The organism is Orbus sasakiae, from assembly GCF_039542345.1.
GTDB classification, from domain to species: Bacteria; Pseudomonadota; Gammaproteobacteria; order Enterobacterales; family Orbaceae; genus Orbus; species Orbus sasakiae.
Window position 1 is genome coordinate 189,381 of sequence record NZ_BAABHY010000006.1, and the last position, 21,288, is coordinate 210,668.

At 37.3% G+C, this 21,288-nt stretch carries 15 protein-coding genes; all 15 read left to right on the plus strand.

Annotation, left to right across the window (positions count from 1 at the left end):
• The first annotated feature begins 65 nt into the window (after window positions 1-65).
• The 15 genes from rpoC (at window position 66) to ABEA36_RS11760 (ending at window position 21,208) form a co-directional block, all read left to right on the plus strand.
• Window positions 66-4,283, plus strand: a complete 4,218-nt coding sequence (rpoC, locus tag ABEA36_RS11690) for a DNA-directed RNA polymerase subunit beta' (protein WP_345492368.1) — start codon at window positions 66-68, stop codon at window positions 4,281-4,283.
• 371 nt (window positions 4,284-4,654) lie between these two features.
• Window positions 4,655-4,870 carry a YheU family protein gene (locus tag ABEA36_RS11695; RefSeq protein WP_345492370.1) on the plus strand — a complete coding sequence of 72 codons (216 nt, stop codon included), beginning with the start codon at window positions 4,655-4,657 and terminating at the stop codon, window positions 4,868-4,870.
• A 118-nt stretch (window positions 4,871-4,988) separates the two neighbouring features.
• The gene (gene crp, locus ABEA36_RS11700; protein WP_345492372.1) at window positions 4,989-5,621 is read left to right on the plus strand and encodes a cAMP-activated global transcriptional regulator CRP; all 633 of its coding nucleotides are present in this window, start codon (window positions 4,989-4,991) and stop codon (window positions 5,619-5,621) included.
• Window positions 5,622-5,794: 173 nt separating this feature from the next.
• Window positions 5,795-6,514, plus strand: coding sequence for an undecaprenyl pyrophosphate synthase (gene uppS / locus ABEA36_RS11705; RefSeq protein ID WP_345492374.1), 720 nt, complete (start codon window positions 5,795-5,797; stop codon window positions 6,512-6,514).
• 14 nt (window positions 6,515-6,528) lie between these two features.
• Complete coding sequence (locus ABEA36_RS11710; RefSeq protein WP_345492376.1) at window positions 6,529-7,365, plus strand: phosphatidate cytidylyltransferase; 837 nt, start codon at window positions 6,529-6,531, stop codon at window positions 7,363-7,365.
• Window positions 7,366-7,374: 9 nt separating this feature from the next.
• On the plus strand, window positions 7,375-8,700 hold the full coding sequence (gene rseP, locus ABEA36_RS11715; protein WP_345492378.1) for a sigma E protease regulator RseP: 1,326 nt from the start codon (window positions 7,375-7,377) through the stop codon (window positions 8,698-8,700).
• Between the two features lie 38 nt (window positions 8,701-8,738).
• Window positions 8,739-11,153, plus strand: a complete 2,415-nt coding sequence (gene bamA, locus ABEA36_RS11720; RefSeq protein WP_345492380.1) for an outer membrane protein assembly factor BamA — start codon at window positions 8,739-8,741, stop codon at window positions 11,151-11,153.
• A 40-nt stretch (window positions 11,154-11,193) separates the two neighbouring features.
• Window positions 11,194-11,682 (plus strand): OmpH family outer membrane protein, encoded by a 489-nt coding sequence (locus tag ABEA36_RS11725; RefSeq protein WP_345492382.1) that lies wholly within the window; start codon window positions 11,194-11,196, stop codon window positions 11,680-11,682.
• Entirely contained in the window at window positions 11,682-12,710 is a 1,029-nt protein-coding gene (gene lpxD / locus ABEA36_RS11730) for a UDP-3-O-(3-hydroxymyristoyl)glucosamine N-acyltransferase (RefSeq protein WP_345492384.1), read from the plus strand. Before ABEA36_RS11725 ends, lpxD begins: the two co-directional genes overlap by 1 nt.
• Window positions 12,711-12,828: 118 nt before the next feature.
• Window positions 12,829-14,133: a trigger factor gene (tig, locus tag ABEA36_RS11735; RefSeq protein WP_345492386.1), complete on the plus strand. Its 1,305-nt coding sequence runs from the start codon at window positions 12,829-12,831 to the stop codon at window positions 14,131-14,133.
• 114 nt (window positions 14,134-14,247) lie between these two features.
• Window positions 14,248-14,832 carry an ATP-dependent Clp endopeptidase proteolytic subunit ClpP gene (clpP, locus tag ABEA36_RS11740; protein ID WP_345492511.1) on the plus strand — a complete coding sequence of 195 codons (585 nt, stop codon included), beginning with the start codon at window positions 14,248-14,250 and terminating at the stop codon, window positions 14,830-14,832.
• 76 nt (window positions 14,833-14,908) lie between these two features.
• Complete coding sequence (gene clpX / locus ABEA36_RS11745; RefSeq protein ID WP_345492388.1) at window positions 14,909-16,156, plus strand: ATP-dependent protease ATP-binding subunit ClpX; 1,248 nt, start codon at window positions 14,909-14,911, stop codon at window positions 16,154-16,156.
• A gap of 167 nt (window positions 16,157-16,323) precedes the next feature.
• Window positions 16,324-18,744, plus strand: coding sequence for an endopeptidase La (gene lon, locus ABEA36_RS11750; protein ID WP_345492390.1), 2,421 nt, complete (start codon window positions 16,324-16,326; stop codon window positions 18,742-18,744).
• A 173-nt stretch (window positions 18,745-18,917) separates the two neighbouring features.
• Window positions 18,918-20,741, plus strand: coding sequence for a SurA N-terminal domain-containing protein (locus tag ABEA36_RS11755; RefSeq protein WP_345492392.1), 1,824 nt, complete (start codon window positions 18,918-18,920; stop codon window positions 20,739-20,741).
• 146 nt (window positions 20,742-20,887) lie between these two features.
• On the plus strand, window positions 20,888-21,208 hold the full coding sequence (locus tag ABEA36_RS11760) for a ComEA family DNA-binding protein (protein WP_345492394.1): 321 nt from the start codon (window positions 20,888-20,890) through the stop codon (window positions 21,206-21,208).
• Window positions 21,209-21,288 lie beyond the last annotated feature (80 nt).

Genomic DNA, 21,288 nt, shown 5'->3' on the forward strand with positions numbered 1-21,288 from the left:
ATTTATACGGGTAATCGGCTAACAATGCGATTACCCAGTTGGTTTAACTCCATAGGAGCCAATTAGTGAAAGACTTATTAAAGTTTCTAAAAGCACAAACTAAAACTGAAGAGTTTGATGCGATTAAAATTGGGTTAGCGTCACCAGACATGATCCGTTCATGGTCATTTGGTGAAGTTAAAAAACCAGAAACCATTAACTACCGCACATTTAAACCTGAGCGTGACGGTTTATTCTGTGCCAGAATTTTTGGTCCAGTAAAAGATTACGAATGTTTATGTGGAAAATATAAACGTTTAAAACACCGTGGTGTGATCTGTGAAAAATGTGGTGTTGAGGTGACTCAAGCTAAAGTTCGTCGTGAGCGAATGGGGCATATTGAGTTAGCATCTCCAACTGCACACATTTGGTTCCTTAAATCACTGCCATCTCGTATTGGTTTATTACTTGATATGCCACTACGTGATATTGAGCGTGTGCTTTATTTTGAATCATTTATGGTTCTTGACGGCGGTATGACAAATTTAGACCGTGGTCAAATTTTAACTGAAGAACAATACCTTGATGCACTTGAAGAGTTTGGTGACGAATTTGATGCGCGTATGGGTGCTGAAGCCATTCAAGAGTTATTACGCAATTTAGATTTAAATGCGGAATGTGAAACATTACGTGATGAGTTATCAACGACTAACTCTGAAACTAAACGTAAGAAACTCACTAAGCGTATCAAAATTATTGAAGCTTTTGTTCAGTCAGAAAATAAACCTGAATGGATGATTTTGAACGTATTACCGGTGCTTCCACCTGATTTACGTCCATTAGTGCCACTCGATGGTGGTCGTTTTGCAACGTCAGATCTCAATGATTTATATCGTCGTGTGATCAACCGTAATAACCGTTTAAAACGTCTATTAGATCTTGCAGCCCCTGATATTATTGTACGTAACGAAAAACGTATGTTACAAGAATCCGTCGATGCATTATTAGATAATGGTCGTCGTGGCCGTGCAATTACTGGTTCAAATAAACGCCCATTAAAATCACTTGCTGATATGATTAAAGGTAAGCAAGGTCGTTTCCGTCAAAACTTACTTGGTAAACGTGTTGACTACTCTGGTCGTTCTGTAATTACAGTGGGTCCATACTTACGTCTACACCAATGTGGTTTACCGAAAAAAATGGCACTTGAGCTATTTAAACCATTTATTTATGGCAAATTAGAGCGTCGTGGTTATGCGACGACGATTAAAGCCGCTAAAAAAATGGTTGAACGTGAAGATGCGATTGTTTGGGATATTTTAGATGAAGTGATTCGTGAACATCCGGTATTATTAAACCGTGCTCCAACACTTCACAGATTAGGTATTCAAGCATTTGAACCCATCCTAATCGAAGGTAAAGCGATTCAGTTACATCCATTAGTTTGTGCGGCATTCAACGCCGACTTCGATGGTGACCAAATGGCTGTACACGTTCCATTAACACTTGAAGCGCAAATTGAAGCCCGTGCATTGATGATGTCAACTAACAATATCCTATCGCCAGCAAGTGGTGAGCCGATTATTGTTCCATCACAAGACGTGGTACTTGGTCTTTACTATATGACGCGTGATAAAATTAACGCGAAAGGTGAAGGCATGGTATTAACAGGCCCTAAAGAAGCAGAAAAACTGTATCGTTTAGGTGTGGCTGAATTGCATGCGCGTGTTAAAGTGCGTATTACTGAATATCACCGTAATGATGCTGATGAATGGCAAGAGTCAATTTCACTAGTTGACACAACAATTGGTCGCTCAATTTTATGGTTAATTATGCCTAAAGGGTTACCGTTCTCTGTGGTTAACCAGCCGTTAGGTAAGAAAGCAATTTCTAAAATCTTAAACGTGTGTTATCGCCAATTAGGTATGAAAGAGACCGTTATTCTAGCTGATCAGGTGATGTATACTGGTTTTGCTTACGCAGCACGTTCAGGTGTATCTGTTGGTATTGATGATATGGTTATTCCAGCTAAGAAAGCGGGTATCATTAATGAAGCAGAAACCGAAGTTGCTGAAATTCAAGAACAGTTCCAATCAGGTTTAGTAACAGCTGGTGAACGTTATAACAAAGTTATCGATATTTGGGCAGCCGCTAATGAACGTGTTGCTAAAGCGATGATGGATAACTTATCCACTGAAAAAGTTATCAATAAAGAAGGTAAAGAAGAGACGCAATCATCATTTAATAGCATTTATATGATGGCCGACTCAGGTGCTCGTGGTTCGGCAGCGCAGATTCGTCAGCTTGCTGGTATGCGTGGTTTGATGGCAAAACCAGACGGTTCTATCATTGAAACACCAATCACAGCAAACTTCCGTGAAGGCTTAAACGTACTTCAGTACTTTATTTCTACGCATGGTGCGCGTAAAGGTTTAGCCGATACAGCATTAAAAACAGCAAACTCAGGTTACTTAACTCGTCGTTTAGTTGACGTGGCGCAAGACCTTGTTGTTATTCAAGATGACTGTGGAACACACGAAGGTGTGATCATGACCCCAGTGATTGAAGGTGGTGATGTAAAAGAGCCACTACGTGAACGTGTATTAGGTCGTGTCACTGCGGAAGACGTATTAAAACCGGGTAGTGCAGATATCTTGATTCCACGTAACACGTTACTTGACGAAGCATTCTGTGATTTATTAGAAGCGGAATTAATTGATAGTGTTAAAGTACGTTCAGTGGTTTCATGTGATACAGACTTCGGTGTTTGTGCAAACTGTTATGGACGTGACTTAGCACGTGGTCATTTAGTGAATAAAGGTGAAGCAATCGGGGTTATTGCAGCACAATCAATCGGTGAACCAGGTACACAGTTAACGATGCGTACGTTCCACATCGGTGGTGCGGCATCAAGGGCTGCAGCTGAATCAAGCGTACAAGTTAAAAACAACGGTAATGTTAAATTATCGAATGCTAAATTTGTTATCAATCCAGACAAAAAACTTGTTATTACCTCTCGTAATACAGCGTTAACGGTGGTTGATGAACTTGGTCGTATGAAAGAGACGTATAAAGTCCCTTACGGTGCGATTTTAACCAAAGGTACAGGTAGCACAGTTAAAGCGGGTGAAACCGTTGCAAACTGGGATCCACATACCATGCCAGTTGTATCAGAGGTTCAAGGTTTAGTTAAGTTTGTTGATATGGTTGATGGTCAATCAATTACGCGTCAAACTGATGAGTTAACAGGTTTATCTTCAATTGTTGTACTTGATGTTGCAGAAAGAACCGCAGCTGGTAAAGATCTGCGTCCTGCAATCAAAATTGTCGATGCGAAAGGTAAAGATGTGTTTGTAACAGGTTCAGAAATGCCTGCACAATACTTCTTACCAGGTAAAGCATTAGTACAATTAGAAGATGGTGCGCAAATCAATATCGGTGATGTACTTGCTCGTATTCCACAAGCATCGGTAGGTACTAAAGATATTACCGGTGGTCTACCTCGCGTTGCAGATCTATTTGAAGCGCGTAAACCAAAAGAACCCGCTATCCTTGCTGAAATCGATGGTATTGTTTCATTTGGTAAAGAGACAAAAGGTAAACGTCGTTTGGTTATTTCACCAGCTGATGGCAGCGAACCATACGAAGAGATGATTCCTAAATGGCGTCAGCTTAACGTATTTGAAGGTGAGCATGTTGAACGTGGTGATGTGATTTCAGATGGTCCAGAATCACCGCATGATATTTTACGTTTACGTGGCGTAAATGCTGTAACGCGTTATATTGTTAACGAAGTACAGGAAGTTTATCGCTTACAAGGCGTAAAAATCAATGATAAACACATTGAAGTTATCGTTCGTCAGATGCTGCGTAAAGCAACGATCATGAATACAGGTAATTCACGCTTACTTGAAGGTGAGCAATTAGAAGTATCTCGTATTAAAATAATGAATCGTGAACTTGAAGCACAAGGTAAAGAACCAGCAACTTATATCCATGACTTGCTAGGGATTACTAAAGCATCATTGACAACTGAATCATTTATTTCTGCCGCATCGTTCCAAGAAACAACACGCGTGTTAACGGAAGCTGCTGTCGCTGGTAAAAATGATGAACTTCGTGGTCTTAAAGAAAACGTTATTGTTGGTCGATTGATTCCAGCAGGTACGGGTTATGCTTACCATAAAGAACGCTTACGTAAACGTTCTGTCGGGGTAGACACAACAACAGTATCTGAGCCAACCATGACTGCTGAAGAAGCAACTGCCAACTTAGCAGAGCTACTTAACTCAGCTGAAGACTAATAGGTTGTTTCGCTTTCTAAATAAAAAAACCGCTTTTAAGCGGTTTTTTTTATGAGTGAATGATAATCATGACGCTGTGGCCCATTAGTCATCACATTTATTCTTCCCCTCCTGATTATTGACTAAACTGGTTTTGTTTAATTTATGCGATGTGTCATACTATGATAAATAAGTTTGTTACTCTGGCTTAACTGTAATGTTGGCGATTCGCTTAATTAACATCACTTCGTGTAATGAATGCTATGAACTTAAAAGAGATGACTTAAATCATGATAACGTTTTGTTATTATTTTAAGATGTAGGTAGATACAGTCACCAACGTATTTCATTTGATAAACACAATACTTAGTATAAAAAAGAGAATATGAATTATGATCATTCCTTGGCAAGAGCTAGATGAGTCAACGCTAATTAACATTATCGAGAGCTTTGTATTACGCGAAGGGACGGATTATGGTGATATTGAAAAATCGCTTGCTGAAAAAGTTCAGGATGTCCGTGAGCAGCTCATCCAAGGCAAGGTTGTGATTGTATGGTCTGAATTACATGAAACCGTCGATTTGAAACCCACTGATAAATTGCTATAAAACCAAGCAGCAAAAGGTATAACAAGCGATTAAAATAATCTCTGATATATAATTTTTTGAATAAGTTTGATATAGTGTCACATAATAACTCGATATTGTATAACTGGAGTAGGACCTAATGATCATTAGCAAACAACAATCCGATACAACGTTAGAATGGTTTTTATCCCATTGCCATATTCATAAATACCCAGCTAAGAGTACGTTAATTCATCAAGGTGAAAAAGCCGAAACACTTTATTACATTGTTAAAGGTGCTGCTGCAGTGCTCATTAAAGATGATGAAGGTAAAGAGATGATTCTTTCTTACCTCAGCCAAGGTGAATTTATCGGTGAATTAGGTTTATTTGAAGAAGGCATGGAACGTAGTGCATGGGTTAAAGCACGAACCAGTTGTGAAGTTGCAGAGATATCTTACAAAAAATTTAAACAACTGATTCAAGTTAATCCCGATATCTTAATGAAATTAGCCGCACAGATGGCAAATCGTTTACAAGTGACATCTGAAAAAGTGAGCAATTTAGCATTCCTTGATGTGGCTGGTCGAATAGCGCAAACGTTATTAAATCTTGCTAAACAACCTGATGCGATGACGCACCCAGATGGTATGCAAATCAAAATAACACGACAAGAAATCGGGCAAATTGTAGGTTGTTCAAGGGAAACGGTTGGGCGTATTCTAAAAATGTTGGAAGAGCAACATTTAATCTCTGCTCATGGTAAAACGATCGTTGTTTACGGTACGCGATGATAATTTTGTAAAGTTTATTTTAATTGAGCTCATTTTTTTTACATTTTTTTAATTATCTAATTGAATCTTTAAAGAAATATAAAGGCTTAAGGTAAGTAAAATAAATTTACTGGCTTTTATCGGTTATGTTAACATGATCATTAGTTTTTTATAGAAGTGTAAATAGGGAAGGCATGACACAACATAAACTCATTCCAAATCATGTAGCTATTATTATGGATGGAAATGGGCGATGGGCCAAAAATCGCAACCAGCTCCGTGTCGTTGGTCATCGAGCTGGCTTAAAAGCAGTAAGAAAAACCGTTCAACATGCCAGTTTAATCGGCATTAAAGCGTTAACATTGTATGCTTTTAGCAGTGAAAACTGGAAAAGGCCAGAACAAGAAGTTTCAGCTTTGATGTCTTTATTTGTCTACGCATTAAATCGTGAAGCCAAAGTGCTTCATAAAAATAATATTCGCTTGAATATTATCGGTGATACCGCTCGCTTTTCATCTCAACTGCAATCCATGATTGATGATGTACAACAGCTAACCCTTCAAAATACAGGATTAGTGCTGAATATCGCAGCCAATTATGGTGGGCGATGGGACATTACTCACACCATTAAGTCAATTATTAAAAAAGTTAATGATAGCGAGATGACTGTCGATGATATTAATGAAGAAACCATCAATAACCAAATTTCATTACATGATCTTCCTGCAATTGATTTGGTGATTCGAACAGGTGGTGAATATCGTATAAGTAATTTTTTACTATGGCAAATTGCTTATTCTGAACTCTATTTTACTGATATACTATGGCCTGATTTTGATCGAAATGCACTTGATGAAGCTATTTCGACATTTAATAAGAGAGAGCGGCGTTTTGGCCGAGTCATAGAATCTTAAAATTAGGATAAGTAATGTTAATTCAGCGTTTATTGGCAGCCATAGTTTTAATACCATTAGTCATTATCTGTTTATTCTTTTTACCGCTGACTGTTTTTGTCGCAGTAATGGTCGTTATTTTTGCATTATCAGCATGGGAATGGACACAGTTTCTGCGTTTAACGTCACGGAGTAATAAAGTTTTATTTACCTGTATTCTAACAATACTGGCTGTTGCCATCTATTACCTATCGACGATAACGGATCAAATTCTTATTTTTAAATCTGTATTATACATCTCATTGATTTGGTGGATCGTGGCATTATTGCTTGTGATCAGTTATCCCAAAACAACGACTTTGTGGCAAAATAATGTGATTAAATCGTTGTTTGCATGTTGTACTTTAATCCCATTTTTTATTGGTATGATTCAATTAAGACAAATTCATTATTCTTATGATACATACCATGGTGCATTTTGGTTACTGTATGTATTAATCCTTGTTTGGGCAACTGATTCTGGCGCTTATTTTGCCGGACGAGCATTGGGTAAACACAAGTTAGCACCGAAAGTTTCACCAGGTAAAACCCTAGAAGGCCTTATCGGTGGTGTTTCGCTATCATTGATCATTACGGTGATTGTATATGCTAGCAATTATTTTGCTGTGTCTTTTTCTCATCTTGTTATCAGTTCGATTGTTGCGATTTTAGTTTCCGTGTTGGGCGATTTAACGGAAAGTATGTTCAAGCGTGAAGCGAATATCAAAGATAGTGGTCATCTCATTCCTGGTCATGGTGGTATTCTTGATCGTATCGATAGTCTCACTGCTGCGATTCCTGTTTTTGCTGCCCTTTCATTGTATCTTTTATAGGATTCTTTCGTGATTTGGACAACATTAATTTTTTTAATTACCATCAGTGTGCTTGTCACTGTTCATGAATTTGGGCATTTCATTATTGCTAGGCTATGTGGCGTAAGAGTTGAATGTTTTTCGATTGGTTTTGGCAAAAAGTTATGGTCTTATACCTCTAAAAAAGGAACTGAGTTTGCGATCGCGTGCATTCCACTTGGTGGATATGTCAAAATGTTGGATGGTCGTAATACCCAACTTACTGAACAAGAGATCCCCTTTGCGTTTAATCATAAGTCGATAGCAAAACGGGCTGCGATTATTAGTGCGGGGCCGATTGCCAATTTTATTTTAGCGGCATTAGTATATTGGTTAATTTTTCAAATCGGCGTACTGACTTATCCTGTCAAAATTGCTCAAATTATTGCCAATACGCCTGCTGCAAGTGTAAATATTCCGCAAGGTGCGGAACTAAAAACGATTGCGGGTATCAAAATAGAAAGTTGGTCTGATGTTAATTCAGCATTAATTAATGAGATGGGTAAAGATAACGTGGTTATCACTTATGATACGCCAACCGAACATCATAATGAGATATGGGTGGATATTAAAAACTGGCAATTTGATATTGAAAAACAGTCTCCGATTGCTGCGTTTGGTTTTGTCCCTGCACCTGTAGAGATTTACCCCATTATCAGCAAGATTGTTCCTCAATCAGCAGCTGAAAAAGCAGGGCTACAAATTGGTGATGAAATTCAATCATATAATAATCAAACATATCATGATTGGGACAGTTTTGTTACATTGATTAAAACGGGTCAACCTATTGAGCTTAATGTAAAACGAGGTAATCAGTCCGTTGTGTTGACATTAACTCCTCAGATGGATGTTAATGCTAAAGGTGAAAGAATCGGTGTAGTAGGAATTTATCCGACGAATAACACAAGTGTAAAACAGTATGATATAGTAAGCGCATTTGTTAAAAGTATCGACCAAACTGGGTTGACGATAAAATTGGTAGTGCGATCATTTTACCAATTAATTACTGGTGTGATCAGTATTAAAAATTTGTCTGGTCCAATAACAATTGCCAAAGGTGCTGGGCAAACCGCAAGTTATGGCTTTGTGCCATATTTGTTTTTTTTAGCATTTATTAGTATTAGTTTAGGTGTAATTAATCTTGTACCGTTACCGATGCTAGATGGGGGGCATTTGATTTTTCTCTTAATTGAAAAAATGAAAGGTAGTCCACTGTCCACAGCAACACAAGAAGTCATGTACCGGTTGGGATTTATTTTATTAATGGTCATAATGGGTATCGCGTTATTTAACGATTTTCTAAGATTATCCCTATGATGGAATGGAGTAATATATAATGAAGGTGAGCCTCACAAATGAGAATTAATAAATTACTCATAGCATCTTTGCTTTTTAGTTCTTCTGCTTATAGCCCCGTTGTTTTTGGTGCTGATGATTTTATGGTAAAAGATATAAAATTTGAAGGATTACAACGCGTTACATTGGGTGCGGCATTATTAAAAATGCCAGTACAAGTTGGCGATTATGTTAATGAATCTGACTTAGGTAGTATTATCAAATCCCTTTATACAAGTGGTAACTTTGAAAATATCACCATCGCTCGTGATGGCGCGACATTAATTATTCATGTTCAAGAGCGCCCAACAATCGCAAGCATTACTTTTTCAGGTAATAAATCCGTTAAAGACGATATGTTGACATCTAATCTCGATGGATCCGGTGTACGTGTGGGCGAATCATTAGATCGTACGACCTTATCTGCCATTGAAAAAGGGCTTGAAGATTTCTATTACAGCATCGGTAAATATAACGCAAAAGTTAAAGCGGTGGTGACACCTCTAGCGAGAAACCGCGTTGATTTAAAATTAGAGATAGCCGAAGGGGTTTCTGCGTTAATTGAACAAATCAACATTGTTGGTGCAAAAGCCTATTCTTCTGATGAGCTGATTTCTCGTTTTGCTTTGCGAGATGAAGTGCCATGGTGGAATATGTTAGGTGATAGAAAATACCAAAAACAAAAACTGGCTGCAGATTTGGATGAGCTACAAGGTTTCTACCTAGATCGTGGTTATGCTCGTTTTAATATTGATTCAACTCAAGTCAGTTTAACGCCAGACAAAAAAGGTATTTATGTCACAATTAATATCAATGAAGGTGAACGTTATAACTTGTCAGATATTGAATTAAAAGGCAATTATGCTGTTCATAAAGATAAAGTTGAACAAATTGCAACTGAACAATTGAAATTGGGTGAACTCTATAACGGTAAAAAAATTACCGAAATAGAAGACCAAATTAAAAAAATGTTAGCGAATTACGGTTATGCTTTCCCTCGAGTGATTACTCATCCTGAAATTAATGATACCGATCATACAGTTAAATTGATCTTATTTGTTGATGTGGGGCCGCGTTATTATGTTCGTAAAATTAATATCGTTGGCAATACTGTCACAAGTGAAAAAGTTATTCGTCGTGAATTGCGTCAAATGGAAGGTGCATGGTTAAGTAATGATTTAGTCGAATTAGGTAAAACACGACTTAACCGATTAGGTTTCTTTGATGTGGTTGAAACTGAAACTGAAAAAGTCTCGGGTGTTGATGATCAAGTCGATATTACTTATAAAGTCTCAGAACGTAATACCGGTAGTATTAAATTTGGTATTGGGATCGGCTCGGATAGCGGCTTAAGCTTTAATGCAGGTATTGCACAAGAGAACTGGTTAGGTACAGGTAACAGTGTCTCATTTGATGTGAATACCACCAATTCAGATAAAACAGCATCAATTTCAGCCGTAAACCCTTATTTCACCATTGATGGTGTCAGTTTAGGTGGTAGTGTTTACTACAACACCTATAAAGCGGATAAAGAAAACGGTGACGTATCTGAATATTCTAGCAAAACGTGGGGAGCCACAACCAATTTAGGTTTCCCGATTAGTGAAAAGAATTTTCTTCGTTTTGGTCTTGAATACGCAAATCATAAACTCGATGATATGGATGCCCAGTATGGAATGTGGCGTTACTTTAAATCAATGGGTGAAAATGTTGCAAATAAGAATAGTGTTTCATTTAATGCTAATGACTTATTAGTGAATGCTTACTGGAGTTATAACTCTCTAAACCGTGGTTACTTCCCAACCGACGGGATAAAAGTTACCGCAAATGGTAAAGTGACGTTACCGGTATTTGATAACCGTTTTGCAAAAATGGTTGTAGATGGATCTTACTATTATCCATTAGATTATGATCAAAAATGGGTATTATTAGCGCGTGGTCGTCTAGGCTATGGGCTTGGTTTTGGTGGTAAAGAACTCCCATTCTATGAAAACTTCTATGCAGGTGGTTCAACCATACTACGTGGTTTTAAATCGAATACAGTTGGTCCAAAAGCAGTTAAATTCAAGTCTAATTGTGATTTATCTAATTATGATGGATGTTCGGCTTCTAGTGATGCTGTTGGTGGTAACGCCCTTGCATTTGTCAGTGGTGAGGTCATTGTGCCAACGCCATTTGTCAGTGAAAAATATGCGAGCAGTATTCGTACATCATTATTTGTTGATGCCGGTACTGTGTGGGATACAAAGTGGGATATCAACAATAAAAACATTCCTGATTATGGGTCACCGTCTGATATTCGTGTGTCAGCCGGCGTTGCCGTGCAGTGGATGTCGCCATTAGGGCCACTCGTGTTCTCATATGCTCAACCAATCAAGAAATTTGATGGTGATTCTTCGCAGCAGTTCCAGTTTAATATTGGTTCTACTTGGTAATAAAATAAAAATGTTATTTTTAATATAAAAGGTGATTAGTGTGAAAAAAATTATATCAGTTATGGGATTAAGCGTAGCATTGTTATTTACTTGTGTTGCTAATGCTGAGACAAAAATTGCGATTGTTGATGTTGTTTCTGTATTACAGCAAATGCCACAGAGAGAAGCTGTGAGCAAAACGCTTGATTCTGAATTTGAAGCTCGTGCTAAGGTGTTACAAGAAGAAGAGAAAAAAGCGAATGACGCAGCACAAAAATTACAAAAAGATGGTATGACATTATCTGCTTCAGAAAAAACTAAATTAACTAACTTAATTAAAGCATTTGAAGACAAAGCTAAAGCATTTTCAGTGGACTATCGTAAACGTGAAAATGAAGAAGCAAGCAAATTATTAACAAAAATTCAAGATGCTGTTGTTAAAGTTGCAGAGCAAGAAAAATATGATCTTATTTTAAAAGCAGAAGCTGCTTTTTATGCTGTTGATGCTGTTGACGTAACAAGCAAGGTTTTGGAACAGGTTAAAAAATAATGCATTCTTATAAGCTTAAAGAACTTGCAGAAAAATTAAACGCTGTTTTAGTGGGTGATGAAAATCTGGTTATTAACAGCATTGCTTCGATGTCGACCGCTGAGCAAGGGCAAATCACATTTTTATCTGATAAAAAATATCAAGATCAGCTCATAACCTGTAAAGCCAGTGTTGTGGTATTAACCGAGGAAAGTTTAGCTAAATGGAAAGGTGCAGCATTAGTTGTGACTAATCCTTATTTAGCCTATGCAAAGCTTGCTCAATTGCTTGATACTACACCATTACCTGCACAAGGTATCGCATCATCTGCAGTGATTGCAGATGATGTCGTTTTAGGTCGTCATGTTGCAATCGGAGCAAATTCCGTCATCGAAAGTGGTGTATCCCTAGGGGATAATACAATTATTGGTGCTGGTTGCTTTGTTGGTAAAAATACTAAAATTGGTGCAAACACAAAGCTATGGGCCAATGTTGCTATTTATCATAATATTCAAATTGGCGATAATTGCTTAATTCAATCTGGTGCTGTCATTGGTTCCGATGGATTTGGTTATGCAAATGATCGGGGTAATTGGATTAAAATTCCGCAGTTGGGTCGTGTGATAATTGGTGATCATGTTGAAATTGGTGCATCGACCACCATTGATCGTGGTGCATTAGATGACACGATCATTCGTGATGGTGTGATTATTGATAATCAATGTCAAATAGCGCACAACGACTATATTGGTGAACATACTGCCGTTGCAGGTGGTGTGATAATGGCTGGCAGTTTAAAAATTGGTAAGTATTGCATGATCGGCGGTGCGAGTGTGATTAATGGTCATATGGAAATTTGTGATAAAGTCACGGTAACTGGCATGGGGATGGTGATGCGTCCGATTTCTGAACCGGGTGTCTATTCATCAGGAATTCCTTTACAAACCAATAAAGTTTGGCGTAAAACCGCATCATTAGTCTTACATATTGATGAGATGAATAAACGATTAAAATCGTTAGAGAAGGAACTATTAAAAGTCTCGACGTAAGCAGTATCGAACTGTATAATGCATGCCTATTTTATAAACTTTGTTGTGTTTGATTGTCTTGGGCAAAACATTTAAAAAATACAAACACAAAATAATTCATGATTCTGAGGTACCAAAGATGCAAGTTTCGGTTGAAACAACACAAGGATTAGGTCGACGTTTAACGATAACTATTCCATCAGCAGATATCAAAAAAGCAATTGATAAAGAACTCATTAATACTGCGAAGAAAGTCCGTATTGATGGCTTCCGTAAAGGTAAAGTGCCATTAAAAGTTGTTGAACAGCGTTATGGCGCATCCATTTTACAAGATGCATTGAGTGAATTAATGCAACGTCACTTTATTGAAGCGATTATTCAAGAAAAAATCAATCCAGCGGGTTCACCAACTTATATTCCAACTGAATATAAACAAGGTGAAGACTACCCGTTCAGTGTTGAATTTGAAGTCTATCCGCAAGTAGAAATTAAAGACCTTGATAAAATCGAAGTTGAAAAACCGGTTGCAAATGTCGTTGATGCTGATGTTGAAACCATGATCGAAACACTGCGTAAACAACAAGGTACATGGAAAGAAGTGACTAAAGATGCACAAGATCAAATGCGTGTTGTGCTTGATTTTGTTGGTACCGTTGATGGCGAAGAATTTGAAGGCGGCAAAGCGACTGATTTTGCACTTGTATTAGGTCAAGGCCGTATGATTCCTGGTTTTGAAACCGCAATTTTAGGTCATAAAGCAGGCGATTCATTTGATATCGATGTGACATTCCCTGAAGATTATCATGCTGAAAATTTAAAAGGTAAAGCCGCTAAATTTGCATCTACCTTGAAAAAAGTTGAAGAGTTAGAATTACCAGAATTAACTAATGACGTGATTAAACGTTTTGGTATTGCTGAAGGAACCATTGATGGTTTAAAAGCTGAAGTCCGTAAAAATATGGAAAGAGAGCTTAAAGCAACTGTACGTAACAAAATTAAAGCACAAGTGATTGACGGACTTGTCAAACATAATGAAATTGACGTCCCATCACCACTTGTTGATCGTGAAATTGATGTGTTACGTCAGCAAGCTATGTCACGTTTTGGTGGCAATGCTAAGCAACCTATGGATTTACCAAAAGAGATTTTTGAGCCAGAAGCAAAACGTCGTGTGATTATTGGTTTATTATTCAGCGAAATTATCGAAAGCAACCAATTAAAAGCTGATGAAGATCGTGTTAAATCTCTAATTGATGAGATTGCGACAGCTTATGAAGATCCGAAAGAAGTCGTTGCTTATTATAGCAAAGATAAAAAAGCATTAGAGAACTTGAAATCTGTTGCATTAGAAGATCAAGTGGTTGATATGTTACTTGAAAAAGCCAAAGTAACCGATAAAGTATACTCATTTTCGGAATTAATGAATCAGCAACAACAAGCTTAAGTTTTAGTTGATTTTAGAACAAGTTATAGCCCAAAATACGTGTATTCTATTTTGGGCTGTTTTATTTAGTTAGGAGGAAAAATGTCTTATACAAATCATTTATTAGAGCAAAGTATGAATTTGGTCCCGATGGTTGTTGAACAAAACTCACGCGGGGAGCGAGCATATGACATTTATTCCAGACTTTTAAAAGAGCGCATTATATTTATGACAGGTCAAGTTGAAGACCATATGGCCAATTTAATTGTTGCTCAAATGTTATTTTTAGAAGCTGAGAATCCAGAAAAAGATATTTACCTTTACATCAATTCTCCTGGTGGTGTCATTACTGCGGGTATGTCAATTTATGACACAATGCAATTTATTAAACCCGATGTCAGTACAATATGTTTAGGTCAAGCATGTTCAATGGGGGCATTTTTATTAACCGCTGGTGCAAAAGGGAAACGTTATTGCTTACCTAATGCTCGAGTGATGATTCATCAACCGTTAGGTGGTTTCCAAGGGCAAGCATCGGATATTCAAATTCATGCTAAAGAAGTCTTAAAAGTCAAAAATAGAATGAACGAGTTAATGGCTTTGCATACTGGACAACCGTTAGACGTCATTGAAAAAGATACTGACAGAGACAACTTTATGTCAGCACAACAAGCGGTTGACTATGGGCTAGTTGATGCTATTTTTGATAAAAGAGCTTAACTGTCAATCAGATAATTAGATCTATCTTGTCAGATTTTGAGCAATTTTATATATATTGTCATAACAGGTGGTTGTAGTGAATAAAGAAAAATCATCAAAATTACTTTACTGTACTTTTTGTGGCCGCAGTCAACATGAAACGAAAAGACTGATCGAATGTTCTTCGTCTATTTATATTTGTGATGAATGTATTCATTCTTTAAATGAGATGTTAAAAAGTGATGAAACGGATTTTACTCAACAAGAAGATCTTGCCGCCAAACCATTGCCAACACCTCATGAAATTAGAGCACATCTGGATGAATATGTCATCGGTCAAGAACAAGCTAAAAAAGTCTTGTCTGTTGCGGTGTATAACCATTATAAACGTTTACGTGTTCCTAAAGGCCAAAATGGGGTAGAACTGGGTAAAAGTAATATTTTACTTATTGGTCCAACGGGAAGTGGTAAAACGTTGTTGGCTGAGACGCTAGCTCGATTCCTCGACGTTCCATTTGCTATGGCGGATGCGACGACGTTGACTGAAGCGGGTTATGTCGGTGAGGATGTTGAAAATATTATCCAAAAACTGCTACAAAGCTGCGATTATGATGTGACTAAAGCACAACTCGGCATCATTTATGTTGATGAGATTGATAAAATCTCACGTAAATCCGATAATCCTTCGATCACGCGTGATGTATCGGGTGAAGGTGTACAACAAGCACTCTTAAAAATTATTGAGGGGACGGTAGCATCTGTTCCGCCTAAAGGGGGACGTAAGCATCCTCAACAAGAATTTTTGCAAGTTGATACATCTAAAATCTTATTTATCTGTGGCGGTGCTTTTGCTGGGCTTGATAAAGTGATTGCAGGTCGAACATCAATTAATTCAGGGATTGGTTTTGGTGCTGAAGTTAAAGCTGAAAAACAAAAAGCGACTGAGTCTGAGTTATTGGCGCAAATTGAACCTGAAGACTTAATTAAATTTGGTTTAATTCCAGAGTTCATAGGTCGGTTACCTGTGTTAGCGGCACTATCAGAACTGGATAAAGCAGCATTAATTCAGATTTTAACTGAACCAAAAAATGCATTAACCAAACAATACCAGGCCTTGTTTGAACTAGAGAATGTTGAATTAGAATTTACATTAGATGCACTTGATGCGATCGCCAATAAGGCAATGAAGCGTAAAACGGGCGCAAGGGGATTACGTTCAATTGTTGAAAACATTCTTCTTGATACCATGTATGATTTACCATCATTAAAAAATGTGAATAAAGTTATCGTTACCGGCGAGACTATTGAAAAGCAAACATCTCCAGAACTGATTTATAATCAATAAATGAAAGCCTACATTTTATCTTATCTATAAAAATGTAGGCTTTCATTCTATAATACAATTTAACCTCCATTTAAATAATCAATATATTGACTGTTGATAGGCTTGAATATTCATAATTAGTCCCAATATAGTTTCAATGTGAAGTTGATACAGCTAGAGAGAGTGATATGAGAACAAAACAATCAAAACAGGTGATGCCAGTTTTACCGCTACGTGATGTAGTCGTCTTTCCTCATATGGTTATCCCGTTGTTTGTTGGTCGAGATAAATCTATCCGTTGCTTAGAAAAAGCGATGGAGATGGATAAACAAGTCTTTTTAGTGACGCAAAAGGATGCTACCCAAGATGATCCACAAGAAGGTGATCTTTATTCAATTGGGACAATAGCCAATATTCTGCAATTACTAAAATTACCCGATGGCACAATTAAAGTCCTCGTAGAAGGGGTTGAACGAGCCAAACTAACCAATATTGTTGATCAAGACGTTGAAGACTTTTTTATTGGTAATATCCAACAAGTTAAAGAAAAAAATGCCGCTTCAATCAATGAAGCCTTAGTTCGCGTTGTGTTATCTAATTTTGAAGAATATGCAAAATTAAATAAAAAGATTACACAAGAAGTGGTTGATTCAATTCGGTTAATTAAAGAACCTGAGCAATTAGCCGATTCAATTGCAGCGACATTGTTTATTAAAGTTGATCAAAAACAAGAAATTTTAGCGTGTTTAGAATTAGAGAAACGTTTTGAATTTTTAGTTTCAATGATGGAATCTGAGATTGATTTATTGCAAGTGGAAAAAAATATTCGTCAGCGCGTCAAACAGCAAATGGAGAAAGCGCAAAAAGAGTATTACCTCAATGAGCAAATTAAAGCCATTCATAAAGAATTAGGTGATATAGAAAATAAACCTGATGAATATGAAGAAATTATCGCTAAGATCGAAAAAGCCAAAATGCCGAAAGAAGCTGTCGATAAAGTGATGGCTGAGCTTAATAAACTCAAAATGATGCCAGCCATGTCTGCTGAAGCGACGGTAGTTCGTGGTTATATTGACTGGATGCTTCAGGTACCATGGTCGAAAAAAAGCAAAGTTAAAAAGAGCATAAAAGAAGCGCAAAAAGTACTGGATCGTGACCATTATGGATTAGAGCGCGTCAAAGATCGCATTTTAGAATATTTGGCGGTACAAAGCCGTGTGAATAAAATCAAAGGACCGATTCTTTGTCTTGTTGGGCCGCCAGGTGTCGGTAAAACCTCACTTGGACAGTCTATTGCGAAAGCAACAGGCCGTGAATATGTTCGTATGGCTTTAGGTGGCGTTCGTGATGAAGCTGAAATTCGTGGGCACCGCCGTACCTATATTGGCTCGATGCCTGGGAAGTTAATTCAGCGCATGACAAAAGTCGGCGTAAAAAACCCATTATTCTTATTAGATGAAATTGATAAGATGTCATCTGATATGCGTGGTGATCCGGCCTCAGCACTTCTTGAGGTTTTAGATCCTGAACAAAATAATGCGTTTAGTGACCACTATTTAGAAGTTGATTATGATTTATCTGATGTGATGTTTGTCGCGACAGCAAACTCGATGAATATTCCTGCGCCTTTACTCGATCGTATGGAAGTGATTCGTTTATCTGGTTATACCGAAGATGAAAAACTGAATATCGCCAAAGAACATCTATTGCAAAAGCAAATTGATAACAGCGGGCTTCAATCAAGCGAAATTGTGATTGATGATTCAGCCATTATGGGCATTATCCGCTATTATACACGTGAGGCAGGTGTACGTAGTTTAGAACGTGAAATTGCTAAAATCTGTCGTAAAGTCGTTAAAAAATTAGCATTGGATAAGCAAACGAAAAAAGTGGCGGTAACACAGGATAATTTACACGATTTCTTGGGTGTTCAACGCTTTGATTATGGCAAAATTGATGATGAAAACCGTATTGGTCAAGTGAATGGTCTAGCTTGGACTGAAGTTGGTGGTGACTTACTTACTATCGAATCTGTCAGTATACCTGGTAAAGGTAAATTAACCTATACCGGTTCGTTAGGTGATGTGATGCAAGAGTCAATCCAGACGGCATTAACGGTTGTCCGTGCAAGAGCTGAAAAATTAGGTATCAATAACGACTTTTACGAAAAACGTGATATTCATGTCCATGTGCCAGATGGTGCGACACCAAAAGATGGCCCAAGTGCAGGTATTGCAATGTGTACTTCGTTAATTTCGACGTTGACGGGTAATCCGGTTCGAGCTGATGTGGCAATGACGGGTGAAATCACCTTACGTGGTCAAGTGTTACCTATTGGTGGTTTGAAAGAGAAACTCTTGGCAGCACACCGCGGTGGAATTAAGACTGTTATTATTCCAATTGATAACGTCAAAGATCTTGAAGAGATTCCAGACAATGTCAAATCAGAACTGGACATTCATCCTGCAAAATGGATTGATGATGTTATTACTGTTGCACTGGCCAATAATCCTTTTGGGATCGAACCGATTAAAGTGACGAAGAGTCCAATAAAACGGACTGTCAAAAAAAGTAAAAATATTATCCCTGTTTCGGGCACGATTAATTAATCGTCTTTAAACCTTAAAGGCTGGCTTGATGCCAGCTTTTTTATTATCATTTATCCAATAGCGTATTGCCGTAGATATGGTATACTTTCGCAAATTAAATTGGGTGAATTGAATACTTATTTCAGTGAATAAACCTTAATTAAGGTGGATTATTCAATGGAGAATAACAACATATGATGGAAAAAATTCGTACTGCAGCAAATAGTTTAATTGTTAAAATCATTTTTGGCATAATTATTCTTGCATTTATTTTTACCGGCGTCGGTGGCTTTCTTGGGCTTAACTCAACGAGTGCTGATGATGAACGCTTATATATTGCCAAAGTCGATGGTGAAGGAATTAGTCGCGCTGGATTTGAAGAACAAGTCAATCAAGCGTTACAACAAAGCTTTTCACTCGGTGCTGACGACTCTATTAAACCGATCATTCGTCAACGTGTATTTTTGTCTAATGTTGGTAATCATTTAAGCTATAAATTATCAGAAGACTTAGGTGTTAAAGTCTCCGATCAGCAAGTCAAAGATGCCATTCGTCAACAAGATGTCTTTTTTGTGAATAACGCGTTTAACAATGAACGTTTTCTTACTTTATTGCGTCAAAATGGTTATACGCCAGATATGTATGCAGAGCTGATTCGAGCGGATAAACAAAAAGAACAGTTGCTTGTTGGTTTGTTGTTAACGGATTTTGCTTTACCTGTTGAATCCGAGTTATCTGAATTGGTGGGGCAACAGCGCAAAGGGTATTATGCTAAAGTTTCAATTAATGATGTTGTTGATAAAGCCGCAATCGCGGTGACGCCAGAAGAGCTACAACAGTATTATCAAACGAATATCACAAAGTTTAACCGTAGTGATCGTGTTAAAGTCAAATATGTTGTTAACAGCTATTCAGATGCCATGCAGAAAGTGAAAATTCCTACTGAACAAGATATTAAAGATTATTACCAAGCTAATATCTCGCAATTTATGGAACCAGCAAAATATGAATACTCTTTAATTCAAGCTAAAGATGAAACTGATGCTAAACAAATTGAACAAGCCATTAAAAAACAAAACAAAGATGCAACATCTTCTTCTAATTTAATTAATTTGGGCTGGTTTACTCAGGCAACAGTACCTGATTACTTGTCACATTTAAATTTGACCAAAAAAGGTGATTCGAGTACGGTCAATATTGATGGTGAATATTATGTTGCTGTGTTAAGCAATCTTTCACAAACGCAAAAAATGCCATTTGAATTTGTTGCAACGAAAATTAAAAATGAACTTTATGATAGTCAAGTTCAAAAATTATATAACGAAGCAAATGATAAATTAATTGCAGCTCGTGGCAAATATCAGACGTTAGAAGATATTGCAAAAGAGACTGGATTAGCATTATCTGCACCAGAAGACTGGCAAACTCGAAATGAATACATGTCTATTGCAGCAAATGCGGAATTACAAAATGTATTATTTAGTGAACCGATGATTAGTAATGGTCATGCAACCAACAATGTTTCTGACATTGTTGAGATTAGTGAACCAAAAGCAACCTATATTGTTCAAGTGTTAGATTATCGTCCAGAGGGGATTGCGCCTTATGAAGAAGTGGCGAATTTAGTGAACGAAAGCTTAACGACTGAAAAATCGAAATCCGTATTTGATGCAGAGCTTAAGAAAATTGCGCAAGCCTTAAATAGTGGCGAAAGTGATAACCGCATTAATTTTGCTAATCAATATGATGTGACGCGTACATCAGCCGACTTAGATCAAAGTACGATTGATATGATTTTTGGTTTAACTCCGCCGTCACAAGGTAAAGAGGTATATGGATTCGATATGAATAAATATAACTCAGCAGTGATTGCAGCATTGACTGATGTAAAAAATAGCGATGATAAAGATTTATCACAACAAATTACTGAAGTGAATAAAAATCAAATTTTTATGAGTTTAAATACAGACTTACGTTCTAAGGCAAAAATCGAAATTATGCCAAATGCAGATCTGTGATAAAACTCGCAATACATCAGATTGTTTTGATAGAACTAAAAGCCACATTCGTGGCTTTTAGCATATTTAGACTTACAGTAATCCCGTTATCTCCTTTTATGTCATATTAGCTTTGCATATGTTTGCAATCATTTAAGGAGTTATTAATGAAAAAATTGAAGTACTATCTTACTATTATCACTTTGTGTATCACGTCAATCAGCTATGCTTTAACCTGTTATGCTGAGTCAGCCAGTTATCAATCACCATCAGCCACTGCGCCTAGTTTTACGGAACAAATTAATATAAATCAATCAACAGCCGAACAAATGGCAAAATATATTAATGGGATTGGAATCAGCAAAGCAAAGAGAATCGTTGAATATCGTGAAAAATTTGGGCCATTTGTGTCTATCGAGCAGCTAAAAGACGTCCCCGGAATTGGTCAATCGATTCTTGATAAAAATGCAGGTAAGTTAAGATTATAATCGAGATGAGGCCGTAAGGCCTCATTGATGGGATCGGGTAAAGATGTTTACCTTATTGTATTTGTACTGTATCTTGCCGC

Excerpts from the sequence above, each read along its gene's own strand:
- ABEA36_RS11695 (WP_345492370.1), top strand. The coding sequence starts at position 4,655 with ATGATCATTCCTTGGCAAGAGCTAGATGAGTCAACGCTAATTAACATT.
- crp (WP_345492372.1), top strand. The coding sequence starts at position 4,989 with ATGATCATTAGCAAACAACAATCCGATACAACGTTAGAATGGTTTTTA.
- uppS (WP_345492374.1), top strand. The coding sequence starts at position 5,795 with ATGACACAACATAAACTCATTCCAAATCATGTAGCTATTATTATGGAT.
- ABEA36_RS11710 (WP_345492376.1), top strand. The coding sequence starts at position 6,529 with ATGTTAATTCAGCGTTTATTGGCAGCCATAGTTTTAATACCATTAGTC.
- bamA (WP_345492380.1), top strand. The coding sequence starts at position 8,739 with ATGAGAATTAATAAATTACTCATAGCATCTTTGCTTTTTAGTTCTTCT.
- lpxD (WP_345492384.1), top strand. The coding sequence starts at position 11,682 with ATGCATTCTTATAAGCTTAAAGAACTTGCAGAAAAATTAAACGCTGTT.
- tig (WP_345492386.1), top strand. The coding sequence starts at position 12,829 with ATGCAAGTTTCGGTTGAAACAACACAAGGATTAGGTCGACGTTTAACG.
- clpP (WP_345492511.1), top strand. The coding sequence starts at position 14,248 with ATGAATTTGGTCCCGATGGTTGTTGAACAAAACTCACGCGGGGAGCGA.
- lon (WP_345492390.1), top strand. The coding sequence starts at position 16,324 with ATGAGAACAAAACAATCAAAACAGGTGATGCCAGTTTTACCGCTACGT.
- ABEA36_RS11755 (WP_345492392.1), top strand. The coding sequence starts at position 18,918 with ATGATGGAAAAAATTCGTACTGCAGCAAATAGTTTAATTGTTAAAATC.
- ABEA36_RS11760 (WP_345492394.1), top strand. The coding sequence starts at position 20,888 with ATGAAAAAATTGAAGTACTATCTTACTATTATCACTTTGTGTATCACG.